This window comes from Mycolicibacterium sphagni, assembly GCF_002250655.1.
In the GTDB taxonomy this organism is placed as follows: Bacteria; Actinomycetota; Actinomycetes; order Mycobacteriales; family Mycobacteriaceae; genus Mycobacterium; species Mycobacterium sphagni.
This window is the reverse complement of the sequence record NZ_NOZR01000004.1, coordinates 180957-197691: the sequence shown is the minus strand read 5'-3', so window position 1 is coordinate 197691 and position 16735 is coordinate 180957. Positions and strand designations below refer to the sequence as shown.

Below are 16735 nucleotides of genomic sequence, written 5' to 3'. Positions count from 1 at the left end.
GTCACTCGCTACGCGGGACAAGATAGGGCGCAAGGCATCCCATCTTCTCGCAGGTCTCTTCGAATTCGCGCTCGGGTGAGGACGCGGCGATAACGCCGGCTCCGGCGCGCAGCCAGGTCCTCGAGTCGACTTCATAGGCGGCACGCAGCGCGAGTGCTGCATCGAGGCCACCGTCGGGCGTGAACATCGCGACCGCACCGGAGTACAGGCCGCGAGGCATCTCGTCGAGCCGCAGAATCGCCTCGACCCCAGGTGCTTTCGGGATTCCCGACGCCGTGACAGCGGGAAACAAGGCCTCCAGGGCATCCATCCGGTTGCGGGCCGGATCCAGCCGCGCCCCCACGGTGGAGCCCAAGTGCTGAACGCTGCCCCGTTCCCGCACGGACATGAAGTCGGTCACCACGGCGCTGCCCGGCTCGGCCACCTCGGTGATCTCGAGCAGCGACGTGCGCACCGACAGGGCATGTTCGACAATCTCCTTGGCGTCGGATTCGAGATCGTCGCGGGCTTGCCGGTCGTTGATGCTGCCACGGCCGAATGCTCGTGTACCGGCCAGAGGTTCGGTGATCACCAGTCCGTCGCTGCGCACCACGGTCACCAGCTCGGGACTGAATCCCAGCGCCCGGATCCCGCCGAGGTTCAACAGGAACGACCGCGCGGGTGTGTTGTATTGCCTGCCAACCCGGTAGGTCGCCGGAAAGTCGACAGTGAACGGAATGTCCACGGTGCGCGACAGAATGACTTTCTGGTAGCGACCGTCCTGAATCTCGGCGATCGCGGTCGCGACGCGGTCGCGGTATCCGCTGTGATCGGCTGACACGTCGACGGCACGAAAGCGATGGCTCAGCTCGGCGGGTCGCAAATCCCGGACTGCGGCGTCGAGGAGCTCGTCGCTGTTGACGGTCTCAATCCCGTTGGCCGACACAGTGACCCGGCTGATCGGGGTGAAGATCCTGGCCAAGGGCGTGCTGGGCGGCACCTTGTCGTATAGCCCCAGGCGATGCGTACCGAGCTCGAATGCGATCCACCCGAATGCCGGTTCGCCGTCCGCCAGCACGGTGTCGAGGGCCTCAGCCAGCACGGCCGCGGGCCGGCCGGACCAGCGCCGGGACACCACGGACCCGCCATTGCCGATGCGGAACTCGTCGCGATCGAGCTCGATGGACGCGCGGGTACCGATCGCCAGCGTCCACGATCCGTCTTGCTCGTAGACCAGGTAGTCAGCACCGAGGCGTTCAGGAACGGCGGCGGCCAGCAGGGCAACCACGTCCGCCGGATCCATCCCGTGCGGCAGTTCTGCCCACCCCGCCGATTCGATCGGCGATCGCGGCGCTGCGGTCACGTCGGTCATGGGATGAGGGTCCTAACCTGTGTTTTCGGTAGGGGTGTACATCGTCGAGTAGCCGTAATGCGGAACAGCCGGGCCCCGGCGACGCGGGGCCCGGCTATCCCAGCCCGTTACTTCGAGTCGGACGAGGCCGACGCCTTGGCGCGGGCGCTGTGTCCGCTGCCGGCAGACTTCTTCGTGCCTGCCGAGCCGCTGTCGTCGGAGGCCTTGGCCGAGCTGGTGCTCGACTTCTTGGCAGCCTTGCTGCTCGCCGCTGCGGTGACCGAAGACGCAGTGGTCGAGTCCTTTTCAGTGGCCGTGGTGGTGGTGCCACCAGTGGATGCCGACGAAGAGGTCGACGTGTCGCCGGCCTGTTCGGTGCTCGCGGTGGTGCCTGTCGATTCCGTGGCGGCCGCGGAGGCCGTGGAGGCCGTGGATTCCGTTGTTACTGAAGCGGTTATGGCGGCCGTGCTGCTGGCCGTCGTCGTGGCCGGCTTGATGGCCTTGGCGATCGCCTGCGGGATGGTGACCAACAAACGCCCAAGCAGGCCAATCGATACACCCGTCTTGGTGACACCGTTCGCCGGGTCCGTTGGCGGCGCAACCGGAATGAAGGTCAGCAGAGCCGGGAACGGCGCAGCGGATTGCGGATGCTGCCAACCGTTGAGGAAGGCGTTGACGACCAGACCCGGTAGGTTGACCGCCGCGTTGATCGCGCCGACCGCATCGCCCGCCTCAACCGACTGCGCAACAGCGGCGATGCCCTCGCCCGCCGCGACCAACGTGCCGAGCGCCATTCCGTAGCTCGACTGGAAAATTCCGCTGACGAAAGTCGTGGTACTGAAAAGGGCGCCCACGGCATTGGCGAAGTTCTGAGCCATCTGCTGAGGTATGCCCTCGATCGGCGTGGTGGATCCCCGAACGGTGTGCGTGAGGAAGGTGTTGTAGATCGGCGTTAACGTCGCCTGCAGGCCATAAAGGACGTAACTGCTCAGGTAGTTAACGGCACTGGCCGTGTTGCCTGCGGCCAGAGCATCTCTGTAATTGGTCAGGAACGTCGCACCCCGGCCTGCGCTGTAGGTCTGCCATGCCGCCGGAACCCCGGCGATGGCGCCACCGATCTCCTCGGCGTATCCGATTTGATTGCGGGCGATCTGAGACAAGATCGGCAAGGGATCGGCCGCGATCGCCTGGCCAAGGGCCGAGAGGTTGGTCAGTGTCGTGGTGAGGATCTCGGGATACACGACCAGCGGCGAGGCGGTGGCCGACAGGGCCGTGAGTTCCACCGCGCGCTGCTGAAGAGCGGGCAGGGACAGTGTCGTGGACGACGACGGCGTGATCGGGCTGGCGGCCAGAGCACCTGCGGTCACGATCGCCGCGCCGGCGGCCAAGAATTTGTTGACCCGCCGCCCCGAGGGCACCGGTCCGGATACGACATCAGTCCCCGCGAGGCTGAGTGCTGGTAACACGACTTCTCCTTTGAATTTATTTCCTGCGCCGATAGCGACGGCTGGACGTTAGCTGAGACTTACCTAAGTTTCAATAGGTATGCCTAACCATAGTTACAGCGCTTCGCCGGCTACTAGCTGGCCTTTTTCGACCAACAGATGGCTGGAAGATCCCTCAACGGCTGCCCTTAGTCCGTAAGGGTAGCCTTACCATAGTTGATGACGTACCCTTCCCTGCCATGGACTCATCGACGATCAGTGGCGGGCTTGCGAGCATCTTCCGCGAGGATCTCCAGATCGACGTATCGCGGTTCACCCCGGACTCCCACTTGATCGACGAGGTCGGTCTCGATTCAGTGGCGTTCGCAGTCGGCATGGTCGCCATCGAAGAAAAGCTCGGCGTCGTGTTGTCGGAGGAAGAGTTGTTGACCTGCAACACTCTTGGCGACCTTGACGCGGCTATCCGAAACAAAGCCGGATGACGCCGCTGGCATCAGCGTTGACGGAGTCGATGACCTCGTCGACGGGTGAGCTGACCGTCCTCGATCGCGAGACCGATACCTGGCGCCCCTATCCGTGGCCCGAGGTCCACGCACGCGCCCAGCAGGCAGCTTCTCTCATTCACGAAACCAACTCTCACACAATAGGTCTCGTCGGTGAGCCCACAATCGATCTGGTCGCCGCGCTGTTCGGCGCGCTGATCTCCGGGCGCAGTGTGTCGATCCTGCCAACCATGACCCGCGGTGCCGACCCGGCACAGTGGGTGCCCGCCACACTCAATCGCTTCCGCGATATCGGCGTGGGCACCGTTTTAAGCCACGGTGCCGAGTTGAGCATGCTGCTCGACGACGGCTCACCGGTGCCCGTGCGGGACGTCGCGGAGGTCAACCGTCACCGGTCCGGTGACGTGGTCGCCGCGCACAGCGACGTCGCGATCCTCCAGGGAACGGCCGGCTCCACCGGCCAGCCCCGCACTGCGGCTCTGTCCCCGCAGGCAGTACTCAGCAATACCCGTGGACTGATTCAGCGTCTCGGCGTCGACGCCGCCCAGGACCTGGGCTGCCTGTGGCTCCCGCTGTACCACGACATGGGATTGACCTGCCTGGTCACCTCGGCGATCGCGGGCATGCCGCTGTGGCTGGCACCGACGGCGGCCTTCGCCGCCTCGCCGTTCCGCTGGCTGAAGTGGCTCTCCGAGAGCCGCGCCACCATCACCGCTGGGCCGAATTTCGCCTACAACCTGATTGGCAAGTACGCGAGCCGCGTCGCCGATGTCGACCTCGGCAGCGTGCGCGTCGCCATCAACGGCGGTGAGCCGATTGACTGCGACGGCCTCACTCGATTCGAAACAGCATTGGCGCCGTTCGGATTTCATGCATCGGCCGCAGCCCCGGCTTACGGCCTGGCCGAGTCCGTGTGCGCGGTCACCATGCCCGCTGCCGGTACCGGGCTCCTGGTCGACGAACTCGACGGGCCGACGGGTAAACAGCGCCACGCGATTCTCGGACCACCCATCGACGGCATGGACATCCGCACTGTACCGTTCGACGGCGCTCCTCCCGGCGTCGGGCAGGTGGAGATCCGGGGTACCTCGATGATGAATGGATACCTCGGGCAGGACGCCACCTGTATCGAGAATTGGTTCCCGACAGGTGATCTCGGCTATCTCACCGATGACGGCCTGGTCGTCTGCGGCCGGGCCAAGGAGATCATCTGGATCGCCGGCCGCAACATCTTCCCCACCGAGGTCGAGCAGGTCGTCGCCCAGATTCCGGGTGTGCGCGAGGGCGCGGTCGTGGCCGTAGGCACACCGCCCGGTTCGCCGCGCCCGGGGTTGTTGGTGGCAGCCGAGTTTCGCGGCCGTGACGAAGCCGCCGCACGCAGTGCGGTGGCACAACGGGTGGCCGCGGTCTGCGGTGTCGCTCCTGCCACCGTCATGCTGCTGGCACCCGGGTCGCTGCCCCGCACCTCATCAGGCAAGCTGCGCCGTCTGGAAGTACAGCGCCAACTGGAATCGGTGGGCGCATGAGCGACGCTCGCGGAGCGAACCAACAAAGAACAAGCGGCGCCCGAGCCAGCGAGGGAGCCGCATGAGCGAGTTCGACGACCTCCTGGACGCCACGTTCGACGAACAGGTCAGACTCTGGACCGTCGATGCCGAAGCCAGCGAACGGTTTCCGCGTCAGCTGATCGAGCACCTGGGCAAGTCCGGGGTGTTCCGGCACAAGTGGGGCGAGCCGACTCAGACCCAAGCCGACCTCGGCAAGCTCATCGCGCTGGCCTCGGCCCTCGGCGATCAGATGTCGGCCGGCATCGCTGTGGGAGTCAGCCTGCACGACTCGGCGATCGCGATCCTGCGCCGCTTCGCCAGATCCGACTACCTGCGCGACATCTGCGAGCAAGCCATCGACGGCGACGCGGTGCTGTGCATCGGCGCATCCGAGGAGTCGGGTGGCTCGGATCTGCAGATCTGCGAGACCACAATTCGCCAGCGCGACGGCGGATTCGAGGTACGCGGGACCAAGAAGTTCGTCTCGCTGTCTCCGATTGCCGATCACATAATCGTGGTCGCCCGCAGCGTCGACCACGACCCGGCGAGCCGGCACGGCAACGTCGCGCTGATCGCGATCCCGGCCACCAACGTCGACGTCGCACCGCCATATCGCAAACTCAGCGCCGGACCTCTGGATACCGCAGCTGTGCACATCGACACCTGGGTCCCCGAGGACGCGCTGGTGGCGCGCTCTGGCACCGGACTGGCCGCGATCAGCTGGGGTCTGGCCCACGAGCGCGTCTCGGTGGCTGCCCAGGTCGCAGCCTCATGTGAGCGGGCCATTGGAATCACACTGGCGCGCATGATGACCCGGCGCCAGTTCGGCCAGACGCTCTTCGAGCACCAGGCACTGCGGCTCCGGATCGCCGACCTGTCCGCGCGGGTGTCCGTGCTGCGGCACGCCCTCGATGGGTTCGCCGCCGGTGGGCGCCTCGACCTGCGCACCGCCGCGGGATTCAAAGTCACCGCCGCACGGCTGGGTGAGGAAGTCGCTGGCGAATGCCTGCACATCTTCGGCGGTTCGGCATTCCTGGTCGACGAAACACCGCTCGGCAGGTGGTGGCGAGACATGAAGCTGGCCCGGGTCGGCGGCGGTACCGACGAGGTGCTGTGGGAGCTGGTCGCGGCCGGGATGAAGCCCGACTTCGACGGCTACGCCACGTTGATCGGCCGTTCGAACGAGTAGAGGGCCATCCGCCGGTTCGACATGTCGTACTCGCCGAGGAACTGGCATCCGACGAACTCACACAGCCGCCGCGCCGCGGTGTTGCGGTGATCAGGGTCGAACATGACTCGTCGACAGCGAGGTTCGGTGGCGAACAGGCTGGCGACGATCCGCGGCAGCAGGCGAGGAGCCAAGCCCCGGTTGACCGCGCTCAGATCCGCGATCGCGGCATGCAACCCGACGTCCCAGGGATCGGCGTCATAGCAGGGTGCGATCGAATCCTTAGCGGCCCGGTAGATTTCGAGATACGCACCGGCAACACCGTTGAGGCTGGCGATGAGCGGCAGCGAATAGCTGCCGCCGAGTTGAGCCAGCAGGTGCTTGCGCCAGCGCTCCACCGGCCAATCGTATTCCCACGCCTCGGCCAGATGCGGCCGGTTCATCCACTCGGCGACCATGTCGGCATCGGACTCCGTCGCCGCGCGCAGCGCGTACGGCGACTCGACGATCGGCACTGGCGGAGCCGGCACCGCTGCCACCTCAGCGGGCAGCTCGGTGAGCGCGCGGGCAAGAACAAGCTCGGTCATCGTTGGGGAGCGTAGCCCACGGCGCCGCGGCAGCGGTGGGTCCGATCTCCCGACATCCCGCCCGCGGGTGGGGTTGAATGATGCGGTGGCCGAGATTCGCCGCACACGGACGGTAGCGGCCGAGCAGCAAGCAATTTGGGATGTCCTGGCCGACTTCGGCGCCATCGGCGCGTGGGCCGACTTCGTGGACCATTCCTGCCTGTTGAGCCCGCACGCCCAAGACGTCGGTATCGGCACCACCCGCCGCGTTCAGGTCGGCCGGAACACCCTCGTCGAGCAAATCACCGAGTTCGATCCGCCGGGCACTTTGGCCTACGACGTCGAAGGCTTCCCCCGCTGGCTGGCGGTGAGCAGTCGCTGGACACTCATCCCGTCGGCCGGCGCGACCACGGTGACGCTGGGGAGCACCGTCACCGTTTCCGGCCCGCTGCACCGGATTGCGGAAGCCATCGTCACCCGTGTCTCTGCCAAGCAACTTGATGCGCTACTCGCCGCACTGGCGAAACGAGTGGAGGGCCAACATGTCTGACCGCCCCGACATCATCATCGTGATGACCGACGAGGAACGTGCAATCCCTCCTTATGAGTCCGGTGACGTGCTCGCGTGGCGACAGCGCGCGTTGAGCGGCCGGCGATGGTTCGACGAACACGGCGTCAGCTTCGGCCACCACTACACGGGTTCGCTGGCCTGCGTGCCGAGCCGGCCCACGATCTTCACCGGGCACTACCCCGATCTGCACGGCGTCACCCAGACCGACGGCATCGGCAAGGCCTTCGACGATTCCCGGATGCGATGGCTGCGGCGCGGGGAGGTGCCCACCTTGGGCAACTGGTTTCGCGCAGCGGGCTACGACACGCACTACGACGGCAAGTGGCACATTTCGCACGCGGACCTGACCGACCCGCGGACCGGCGGCCCGCTGGCGACCAACGACGACGACGGCACCGTCGACCCGGCCGCGGTACGTCGCTATCTGGCCGCCGAGCCACTGGCCCCGTTCGGCTTCTCCGGCTGGGTCGGGCCCGAGCCGCACGGAGCCGGGCTGGCCAACAGCGGCATCCGTCGTGATCCGCTGATCGCCGACCGGGTGGTGGCCTGGCTGCAGGACCGCTACGCCCGCAGGCGCGCCGGGGACGACGCCGCGCTGCGGCCCTTCCTGCTCGTGGCGAGTTTCGTCAATCCGCACGACATCGTGCTGTTCCCGACATGGGCCACGCGCAGCCCGTTGGAGTCGTCGCCGCTCGACCCGCCACCGGTTCCCGCCGCGCCGACGGCGGACGAAGATCTGCGCACCAAGCCCGCCGCCCAGATCGCGTTCCGAGAGGCCTACTACTCCGGATACGGCCCCGCGCCCGCGATCCAATGGGTGTACGACCATGGCGCGCAGCGCTATCGCGATCTTTACTACCGGCTGCATGCCGAGGTGGACGGCCCGATCGACCGGGTGCGGGCTGCGGTGACCAAGGGCGGATCAGATGACGCCGTGCTGGTGCGCACAGCCGATCACGGTGATCTACTCGGCGCGCACGGTGGTCTGCACCAGAAGTGGTTCAACCTCTACGACGAAGCGACCCGCGTACCGTTCGTGATCGCCCGGGTCGGCGACCGCGCCACCACGCGGCGCCTGGTCACATCGCCGACGTCACATGTCGACCTGGTGCCGACCTTGCTCGGCGCCGCCGGCATCGACGTAACGGCCGTTGCGGCAACGCTTTCCGAGTCCTTTTCGGAGGTACATCCCCTGCCGGGGCGTGATCTGATGCCGATCGTCGACGGAGCGCCCGACGACGAGAGCCGCGCGGTGTACATCATGACCCGCGACAACATGCTCGAAGGCGATACCGGCGCCTCAGGGTTAGGCCGGCGCCTCAGGCAGACCGTGAATCCCCCTGCACCACTGCGTATCCGGATACCGGCCCATACCTCAGCCAACTTCGAGGGGCTTGTGACGAGGGTGGACGGGCGCCTATGGAAGCTGGTTCGCACCTTCGACGACCCCGGTACCTGGACCGAACCCGGGGTGCGACACCTGGCGGCCAACGGCCTGGGCGGGGAGACCTACCGCACCAGCCCACTGGACGATCAGTGGGAGCTCTACGACCTGACCGGCGATCCGATCGAGGCGATCAACCGCTGGACCGATCCCGAGCTGCACGAACTGAGAGCGCACCTGCGGGCACAGCTCAAGCAGGTGCGCGCCGACGCCGTTCCTGAACGCAACAACCCGTGGCCATACGCCTCGCGGCGACCGCCGGCCAAGCGCCTCCGGCGGTTATTCCGCTAGGCGGCAACCAATTTCAGCGGCAGCCGTTTATGACGCCGGATGATGTTATTCATCGCCCATACGGGTGGTCCGAGCTGGTCGATACGGGAAACGCGCGCCACCAGCGCGCGTAGCAGCGCCGCGGCCTCCAATCGGGCCAGACCCTGCCCGGCACAGGCATGGGCACCTTGACCGAAGCCGATCTGACGTCCGGCATCGCGTGTGATGTCGAAAACCTCGGGTTGGTTCCACTCGCGCTCGTCGCGGTTTGCCGACGCATACAGCACCAGCACGCGCGCGCCTGCAGGCACGACAACCCCCGCGACGTCGGTGTCTGCGCGGGCCTGGCGGGAAAAGGCGCGCAGTGGCGACTCGTAGCGGATTACCTCGTTGACGGCGTTGGGAATTCGGTGCGGCTCAGCCCTGAGCAGCTGCCACTGATCGTGGTGCGCGGCGAACAGGTGCAGCGCATTGGAAATCGCGCTGATAGTGGTGTCCAGGGAGGGCGCGATGTAGTCGACCAGGAGCGGCGGGCACTCCTTGTGTGCCAGTTTGCCTTCGTCTGCGGCGATCAGCAGTTCATGAGCCATGCTGCCGTCGAGCACAGTGCGCCGGCGAACGACGCTCCTCGCGAACCGCAACATTTGAACCGTTCCGGCGACCGAAGTGATCGCCTGCCCGTTGAGTGGCCCGAGTGCATCGAAAGTAGCTCCGGCCCAGTCGATCAGGTGTCGTCGTCGATCATGGGGCCATCCCACCAGGTCCGGCACGACTGCCAGCGGGAGTGCCGAGGCCATCTCCACGCCATCGATCTCGCCCCGGGCCATCGCAGCATCGACAACCTCCGCCGCGAGCCGATCGACAGTCTCGGCGATGGACTGCAGGGCACGAGGTAGCAACCGGTGCGCGACCAATTTGCGGCGCCGCTCGTGTTCGGCGCCGTCGCTGTTGAGCGTGGTACCTCGGGAGAGTCGGTTACTAATGCGGTTGAGCGCTACTCCGTTGCCGGAGATGAAGGCCGCGTCGTCGCGCAGTACAGCCTTGCACTCCACGTATCGCGAGAGCGCGTAGACGCGCTGCCGGGGCAACCATACGACCGGGCCCATCTCACGCAGCCGTCGATAGTGCGGGTACGGGTCGAGGATCGCACTGCGGGCATAAATATCTGGTCGATATTCCGCGACATCGCGAACCTGGCGCATTCTCCGGACCTCACCTTGACTGAGCATTCCGTCGTATGTGACGATTTCGTCATACGGTAATGCAGGAGGTCGCGGTGAGCAAGGTCGTCGACGTGCACAGCGAACACGGCGCGCTGCACGGTGAGCATTCGGGTAGGTCACGGAACCCGGTCATCAAGGTGCACGACCTCGCCTGGCTGGAATTCGACAAGCCCGACCTGGCCGCCGCCGACGTTTTTGCCGAGGCCTTCGGTTTCCACACCGTCACCCGTACCAGTGACAACCTGCACTTACGTGGCGCAGATGCGGGCGCCCCGTGCGTTCTGATCCGTCGGGGGACGCAGACGCGCTTCCGTGGACTGGCCTTCAAGGCAGCGGACGAGGCCGACGTGCGCGCGCTCGCAGCGGCACACAACGCCCCGACACGGGTGCTGCCGGAGTCGATCGGCGGTCTGTCGGTTCAGCTCGCCGACCCCGGCAGCATTCCGGTCACAGTCGTCGCGGGGATGCACGAACTGCCCGAACTCCCCGCGCAACCGCCGCAGGTGTTCAACGTCGGGCGGCAGGCCACTCGCGTCAACACCACGCAGCGGCCCCAGCGAGCACCCGCGACCGTGCAGCGGCTGGGCCATATCGTGATGCAGTCCACGACATACCTCGAGACTCTGAACTGGTATCTCGACAACCTCGGCCTCATCGTCAGCGACTTCCTCTACTTCCCCGGCCAACGCGACCGCGGACCCACCATGAGCTTCATTCGCTGCGACCGCGGATCCATCCCGACCGATCACCACACGCTTGCGCTGGCCCTGGGCCCGGCCAACCGCTACGTCCATTCCGCTTACCAGGTCAGCGATCTCGATGCGCTGGCCGCCGGCGGCGAATACCTCAGCGCGCAGGGCTACTTCCGGTCGTGGGGCATCGGCCGCCATATCCAGGGCAGCCAGCTGTTCGACTATTGGCGCGATCCGGACGGATTCCTGGTCGAGCATTTCACCGACGGCGACATGTTCGACAGCACCCTCGAGCCGGGCTGGGCGCCCTTCACCGCTTCGGGCTTGGCCCAGTGGGGACCGCCGGCAACGGCGGACTTCCTGGGCACCAGGCCCAAACATGCTCGCCACGAGGTGGTTTCGATGATCACCGCTCTGCGCGAGAACAATGAGTTCGACGTCAAACGCCTCATCGGATTGCTGAAAGTTGCCGCCTCATGACCATTTCCGTCTTTCGCACCGCAGACTCGTGGTGGGCTGCGGCCCCGACCGGTGCGGCAAGGATCGACACGTCGGCGCAGACCACCGCGGAACTGCTGACCGACCGTTCCGCGATCGAGGCCGCCGCGCACAGCAGCGATACCGTCGACATCACGAGGCTCGACCTTCGCTCCCCGGTGACCACACCGTGCCGGGTGGTGGCCCAGATGACGAACTTCGCCTCCCACGTCCGCGACGCCGGCATGGACCCCAAGACCGTTCCGTTGACGTTCTTCCGCAAGTCCTCGGCGTCGATCAGCGGCCCATTCGCACCGGTTCGCAAACCCTCCCACGTCAAGCTCCTCGATTACGAGGTGGAGATCGGGCTCGTCATCGGTCGTGACATCGAAGTCGGGACAACGATTTCCGCGGACAACGTCAGCGACTACGTCGCCGGACTAGTGGTGACCAACGACGTGTCGGCCCGTGACATCCAGCTGCCGCAGACCCAGTTCTATGAGGCCAAGTCGTATCCGACGTTCACTCCGGTGGGCCCGGCTTTGGTCCTGATCGACGCGCGCGAGTTCGCCCGCTTCGGCGAGCTGCGGCTGCGACTGTCCGTCAACGGGGAAGAACGTCAGAATGCCCTGGTGGCCGGGGACATGCTCTACCGTCCGCTGGAAGCACTCCAATCACTGTGTCGCTTTCAGGATCTCGCGGCCGGCGACCTGATCCTGACGGGGACACCCGTCGGCACCGCACTCAGCGCACCACCAAAGCCCATCGAGATCATCGGGTCACTGCTGCCGCCTGCGATGAAGTGGAAGGCGTTCTTCAAGCGTCAGGCGACCAACCCGAAGTACCTGCAAGACGGCGACGTGATCGAGGCATCGGTTCGCACCGATGACGGTGCCATCGATCTGGGCACCCAGCGTACGACCGTGACCTATTCCTGAAATAACATGTCTGGCAACGGAAGTAGACAGACCTGGTGAGCATCCTCGGGCGACATCCCGAACAAGCGCAGGACGTCTTCGGTCACGGCGTCGGCAGTGGCGCCGGCGTCCCGGTCAGGTTGCGACTGCAGCAGATGCCCCAGGCCGAGCAGCGCACCGGCCGCCACTGCGAGGGTCAGTTCAGGATCCTCGACATGAAATCGCCCAGCCGCGACCCCGGCTTTGATGTCCCGCAAGGCCCGTGGCGCCAGGCCGCGATCCGCCGACAGCAGCGCTCCCCAGTTGGCCAACAGAATCCGGCTCTCTTGCGGGCGTTCGCGGAAGAATCGACCGCTCAGACGGAAACTGCACGCGAAGACGGCCGCCGGGTCCTCGATTCCGGACGTGAGGAGGTCCAGCACGGCGCCGTGAGAGTCGAGGACGTCAGCCACGGCGGCTTCGAACAGCTCCTCCTTGCTGTCGAAATGGTTGTAGAAGGACCCCATTCCTACATCGGCGGCTTGGGTGATCTCCAGCACCGGGACGTTGAGCTTGCCGACGGCAATCATCGACTGGGCCGCTTTGATCAACGCCATCCGCGTCCGCTGCTTGCGGCGCTCCAGGCGGTTGATCGGCGCTTCGGTCACGGACGAATCCTACCGGTTCTCACTAGTGACGATTTCCTCAGCCGCCGAGAAGGAGCCGCATGAGCTGCACTGATTCACCACCCGTGGTGGTCGTCGGCGCCGGACCCACCGGCATCACGGCCGCCACTCTGCTGGCCCAATACGGTGTGCGCAGCCTGGTCCTCGATCGCTATGCCGACACCTATCCCCAGCCCCGCGCCGTCCATCTCGACGACGAGGTGTTCCGCATCATCCACCGGCTCGGGATCGCCGAGGAATTCGCCAAGATCTCCCGGCCTGCACTCGGCCTGCGATTGCTCGACCCCACCATGCGGGTGCTGGCCGAGTTCGACCGGGACCCCGCCCGCACACCGCATGGCTACCCGCAAGCCAACATGTTCGACCAACCCGAGTTGGAGGCATTGTTGCGGACCAATCTCGCGCGCCATCCGCTGGCCACACTGCGGGGCAACGTCGAGGTCACCGATGTCGTCGCCCTCTCCGATGGCCGCACCCGGATCACCTACACCGACCGCGCCAACGGCCACGAACAGGCCATCGAGACCGACTACGTGCTCGGCTGCGACGGCGCCAACAGTCTGGTCCGCGCACGGATCGGATCGACCATGCGCGACTTGCGGTTCGAGCAACGCTGGCTGGTCGTCGACGTGGCCACCACGGCCGACCTGGGCCAGTGGTCCGGCGTCCACCAACTGTGCGACCCGCGGCGGGCCGGGACCTTCATGCAGATCGGCGACGAGCGCTACCGCTGGGAGTTTCAACTGCGGCCCGACGAGATCGCCGGCGATTTCGGCACCGTCGAAGCCCTTGCCCCACTTCTGGCGCCATGGACCTCCAGGGCGGCCATCGCCGAACTCAATCTGATTCGGGTCGCGGAGTACACCTTTCGGGCCCAGCTCGCCGACCGCTGGCGGTGCGCCAACATCTTCCTGCTCGGCGATGCCGCGCACCTGACCCCGCCGTTCGTGGGCCAGGGTATGGGAGCGGGCCTACGCGACGGGATGAACCTGGCCTGGAAGCTCGCCGGGGTGATCAAGGGGACGCTGGATCCCGGCGCGCTGGAAACTTACGAACAGGAGCGAAAACCTCACGCGCGGAAGATGATCGGCCTGGCGTTGACGGTCGGCCGGGCGATGACCTCCGGCGGCGAGATCGGCAACATGCTGCGCCGCACCATCGTTCCGCAGATCCACCGGTTGCCCGGCCTGCGCGAGCGGGTGACCGACTCGCGCACACCACCGTTGCACCGGTCGGCGCTGGTCCATCGGTCACATCGTCGCAATCAACTCGGCGGGACGTTGTGTCCCAACGCCGTCGATTCCGCGGGTGTGCGTCTCGACGACCTGTTGGGCAATGGCTTTGCCATCGTGACGACACAGAACCCGACTGCAGCCGACCGACTCGTCACCGAACGATACGGCGCCACAGTCCATGTGGCGGGCCCGGGTGATGAACTAGCGAACTGGCTGCGAAACGGCCGGGCCGGTGCAGCGATCATCCGGCCCGATCGCACAGTCCTGCATTGCGGTCGGGATGCCGGGGAGTTGACTGCCCTACTCGGGCGCTATCTGGTGGCTGTCGACGAAAACCAGGGTTCCAGCGTCCAATAGGACCGCCCAGCGCCGCGCCGCATCCGAGATGTGCACATCACCGACATCGACCGCATGACCGGCCAAGTCGCCGAAATCCTCCACAATGACACCGCGTACCTCATCGTCGGTGTCGACATAGACCCGTACGCGTCGATCGACGGCGAGCGTTTCGTCGCCGTCGGCGCGCTTTCCCGCTGCCTTCTTGACCACCCGAACACCTTCCCCCGGCACGTACAGTCTGGTCAGTAGAGCACGTTCAGGCTCGATTTGGAACGGAATTCCGCGGGATCGGCGGCACAATCGACCAGAGCACTTCACTCTCGTCCTGCCCAGGGTTGTCCCAGGAGTGCACGGCCTTGGCCGAGAAGGTGTAGCAGTCGCCGGTTTTGAGGACCGACTCCTGACCGTCGACGGTCAGCCGCAGGCACCCGCGAAGCACGAACACGAAGATGGTTTCCGACTCCAAGGTGTAGGCGCCACCCGTGCCGCCACCGGGGCGCAGCACCGAACGCATCACCTGAAGGTTGCGCTCGGTCTCCGGCGTCAGGAGGTACTCGCGGATTCCGCTGCCGCCCATCTCCACTGGCGCGCCGTCACCGCCGCGCACCACCGCTGATTCGGGGTAGTCGAACAGCGAACCCACTGAAACACTGAGGATTTCGCAGACCTTGAGGAGGTTCGGCACCGAGATCGTGGTCTGGCCGCGTTCCAGCAAGCTCAGGAATCCTTTGGTAAGTCCCGCGCGGTCGGCGACGGCCTCCAGGGTCAGCTCGCGCTCTTTGCGCAGCGTGCGCAGCTTCGGGCCAAGCCGGGTCATCCAGCCGTCGACCCCGGCGAGAACTTCGCCGCCCGTGGCGTCGTCCCGTGACGTGTCCTGTTGCGACATCGGGACACCTCACCTTCACCGGTCGATCGGCCGCGGGGCCTTGCGCGGCCAAAGTTTAGCGGTATATAACTTTCATAAGTTTTACACCACTAAACCATCAGGGCGGAACAATGAGTCTGTACGCAGTGGTCGACCCGAAATCGGGTGAAGTCGTGCGGGAGTACCCGACCGCTACCGACGAGCAGATCGAGCTGGCGCTGGCCTCGGCAGCCAAGGCGTACCGGGAATGGTCGAAGACCTCGACCCTGGCCGACCGGGTCGCCCTGATCCGCAAGGTGGCCGCTCTGCACACCGAGCGCCGCGAGAAGCTGGCCGAGATCATTCACCGCGAGATGGGCAAGCCGCTGGACCAGGCCCTCGGCGAGGTGGAATTCAGCGCCGCGATCTACGAGTACTACGCCGACAACGCCGAGACGTTTCTCGCCGACGAGCCGATCCAGCTGCTCGACGGTGACGGCAGCGCGGTGATCAAGCGCGGCCCGGTGGGCGTGCTGCTCGGCATCATGCCGTGGAACTACCCGTACTACCAGGTCGCCCGTTTCGCGGGACCGAACCTGACGCTGGGCAACACGATCGTGCTCAAGCACGCGCCGCAGTGTCCGGAGTCGGCCGAGGCCATCCAGCAGATCTTCGACGACGCCGGCTACCCCGCCGGTGCGTACGTCAACGTGTATGCGACCAATGAGCAGATCGCCGACGCCATCGCCGACCCGCGGGTGCAGGGGGTGTCGCTGACCGGCTCCGAGCGCGCCGGCGCCGCGGTCGCCGAGATCGCCGGCCGCAACCTGAAGAAGGTCGTGCTGGAACTCGGCGGCTCCGACCCGTTCATCGTGCTGAGCAGCGATGACCTGGAGGCCACGGTCGAGGCGGCCATGGCGGGCCGGTTCGAGAACACCGGGCAGGCCTGCAATGCGGCCAAGCGCTTCATCGTGGCCGCCCCGCTCTACGACGAGTTCCTCGACAAGTTCACCAAGAAGGTCGTCGAGGCGGCCGACGGCCTGGCCCCATTGTCCTCGCTCGGCGCCGCACAGCACCTTGCCGAGCAGATCGACCGCGCGGTGGCCGACGGCGCCAAACTGGTCTCCGAGGGCAAGCGCGAGGGCGCTTACTTCCCGCCCGGTGTCCTCACCGGAGTCTCGCCCGATTCGGCGACCTATCGCGAGGAGCTGTTCGGCCCGGTGGCGATGGTGTTCAAGGTGAACTCCGAGGACGAGGCCGTCGAGTTGGCCAACGACATCCCCTTCGGTCTCGGCTCGTATGTGTTCACCACGGATGAAGAACAGGCCAAGCGGGTAGCAGACAAGATCGATGCTGGAATGGTGTTCGTGAACGTGGTCGGCGCCGACGGTGTCGAGCTGCCGTTCGGCGGAGTGAAGCGCTCGGGCTTCGGCCGCGAACTAGGCCGGTTCGGCATCGACGAGTTCGTCAACAAGAAACTGATCCGGATCGGATAAACC

Annotated in this window: 16 protein-coding genes; 9 read left to right on the top strand and 7 right to left on the bottom strand. The window is 65.9% G+C overall.

What is annotated here, in order from left to right; all coding sequences use genetic code 11:
* Nucleotide 1 precedes the first annotated feature (1 nt).
* Together CG716_RS06660 and CG716_RS06655 are read right to left on the bottom strand one after the other, a co-directional pair.
* Nucleotides 2-1351, bottom strand: coding sequence for a salicylate synthase (locus CG716_RS06660; protein ID WP_094477667.1), 1350 nt, complete (start codon nt 1349-1351; stop codon nt 2-4).
* Between the two features lie 107 nt (nt 1352-1458).
* Nucleotides 1459-2796, bottom strand: coding sequence for a hypothetical protein (locus CG716_RS06655; RefSeq protein ID WP_133066880.1), 1338 nt, complete (start codon nt 2794-2796; stop codon nt 1459-1461).
* Between the two features lie 218 nt (nt 2797-3014).
* Between CG716_RS06655 and CG716_RS06650 the strand changes: the two genes are divergently transcribed.
* The 3 genes from CG716_RS06650 (at nt 3015) to CG716_RS06640 (ending at nt 6014) form a co-directional block, all read left to right on the top strand.
* The gene (locus CG716_RS06650) at nt 3015-3257 is read left to right on the top strand and encodes an acyl carrier protein (protein WP_094477663.1); all 243 of its coding nucleotides are present in this window, start codon (nt 3015-3017) and stop codon (nt 3255-3257) included.
* A complete protein-coding gene (mbtM, locus tag CG716_RS06645; protein ID WP_094477661.1) occupies nt 3254-4804 on the top strand; it encodes a long-chain-fatty acid--ACP ligase MbtM in 1551 nt (516 codons plus the stop codon). The genes CG716_RS06650 and mbtM overlap by 4 nt, the downstream gene beginning before the upstream one ends.
* 61 nt (nt 4805-4865) lie before the next feature.
* A complete protein-coding gene (locus CG716_RS06640) occupies nt 4866-6014 on the top strand; it encodes an acyl-CoA dehydrogenase family protein (protein WP_094477659.1) in 1149 nt (382 codons plus the stop codon).
* Here CG716_RS06640 and CG716_RS06635 read toward each other — a convergent pair.
* Nucleotides 5981-6580, bottom strand: coding sequence for a GNAT family N-acetyltransferase (locus tag CG716_RS06635; RefSeq protein ID WP_094477657.1), 600 nt, complete (start codon nt 6578-6580; stop codon nt 5981-5983). The two genes, CG716_RS06640 and CG716_RS06635, sit on opposite strands and share 34 nt — an antisense overlap.
* Before the next feature lie 85 nt (nt 6581-6665).
* Between CG716_RS06635 and CG716_RS06630 the strand changes: the two genes are divergently transcribed.
* Complete coding sequence (locus CG716_RS06630) at nt 6666-7109, top strand: SRPBCC family protein (protein ID WP_094477898.1); 444 nt, start codon at nt 6666-6668, stop codon at nt 7107-7109.
* Nucleotides 7102-8865 (top strand): sulfatase-like hydrolase/transferase, encoded by a 1764-nt coding sequence (locus tag CG716_RS06625; RefSeq protein ID WP_094477655.1) that lies wholly within the window; start codon nt 7102-7104, stop codon nt 8863-8865. Before CG716_RS06630 ends, CG716_RS06625 begins: the two co-directional genes overlap by 8 nt.
* Here the strand turns inward: CG716_RS06625 and CG716_RS06620 are convergent.
* Nucleotides 8862-10046, bottom strand: coding sequence for a cytochrome P450 (locus tag CG716_RS06620; protein WP_094477653.1), 1185 nt, complete (start codon nt 10044-10046; stop codon nt 8862-8864). The genes CG716_RS06625 and CG716_RS06620 overlap by 4 nt on opposite strands.
* 59 nt (nt 10047-10105) lie before the next feature.
* Between CG716_RS06620 and CG716_RS06615 the strand changes: the two genes are divergently transcribed.
* Nucleotides 10106-11239 (top strand): VOC family protein, encoded by a 1134-nt coding sequence (locus CG716_RS06615; protein ID WP_094477651.1) that lies wholly within the window; start codon nt 10106-10108, stop codon nt 11237-11239.
* Complete coding sequence (locus CG716_RS06610) at nt 11236-12174, top strand: fumarylacetoacetate hydrolase family protein (RefSeq protein ID WP_094477649.1); 939 nt, start codon at nt 11236-11238, stop codon at nt 12172-12174. The genes CG716_RS06615 and CG716_RS06610 overlap by 4 nt, the downstream gene beginning before the upstream one ends.
* On the opposite strand, the gene CG716_RS06605 is transcribed toward CG716_RS06610, so the two are convergent.
* Entirely contained in the window at nt 12165-12749 is a 585-nt protein-coding gene (locus tag CG716_RS06605; protein WP_094477896.1) for a TetR/AcrR family transcriptional regulator, read from the bottom strand. The genes CG716_RS06610 and CG716_RS06605 overlap by 10 nt on opposite strands.
* 110 nt (nt 12750-12859) lie before the next feature.
* Between CG716_RS06605 and mhpA the strand changes: the two genes are divergently transcribed.
* Nucleotides 12860-14410, top strand: a complete 1551-nt coding sequence (gene mhpA / locus CG716_RS06600) for a bifunctional 3-(3-hydroxy-phenyl)propionate/3-hydroxycinnamic acid hydroxylase MhpA (RefSeq protein ID WP_094477647.1) — start codon at nt 12860-12862, stop codon at nt 14408-14410.
* On the opposite strand, the gene CG716_RS06595 is transcribed toward mhpA, so the two are convergent.
* Together CG716_RS06595 and CG716_RS06590 are read right to left on the bottom strand one after the other, a co-directional pair.
* On the bottom strand, nt 14354-14602 hold the full coding sequence (locus CG716_RS06595) for a hypothetical protein (RefSeq protein ID WP_094477645.1): 249 nt from the start codon (nt 14600-14602) through the stop codon (nt 14354-14356). The genes mhpA and CG716_RS06595 overlap by 57 nt on opposite strands.
* A 46-nt stretch (nt 14603-14648) precedes the next feature.
* Nucleotides 14649-15278: a helix-turn-helix domain-containing protein gene (locus CG716_RS06590; protein ID WP_234817729.1), complete on the bottom strand. Its 630-nt coding sequence runs from the start codon at nt 15276-15278 to the stop codon at nt 14649-14651.
* Nucleotides 15279-15388: 110 nt separating this feature from the next.
* On the opposite strand from CG716_RS06590, the gene CG716_RS06585 reads away from it, so the two are divergent.
* Nucleotides 15389-16732 (top strand): NAD-dependent succinate-semialdehyde dehydrogenase, encoded by a 1344-nt coding sequence (locus tag CG716_RS06585; RefSeq protein WP_094477643.1) that lies wholly within the window; start codon nt 15389-15391, stop codon nt 16730-16732.
* The last annotated feature ends 3 nt before the right edge of the window (nt 16733-16735 follow it).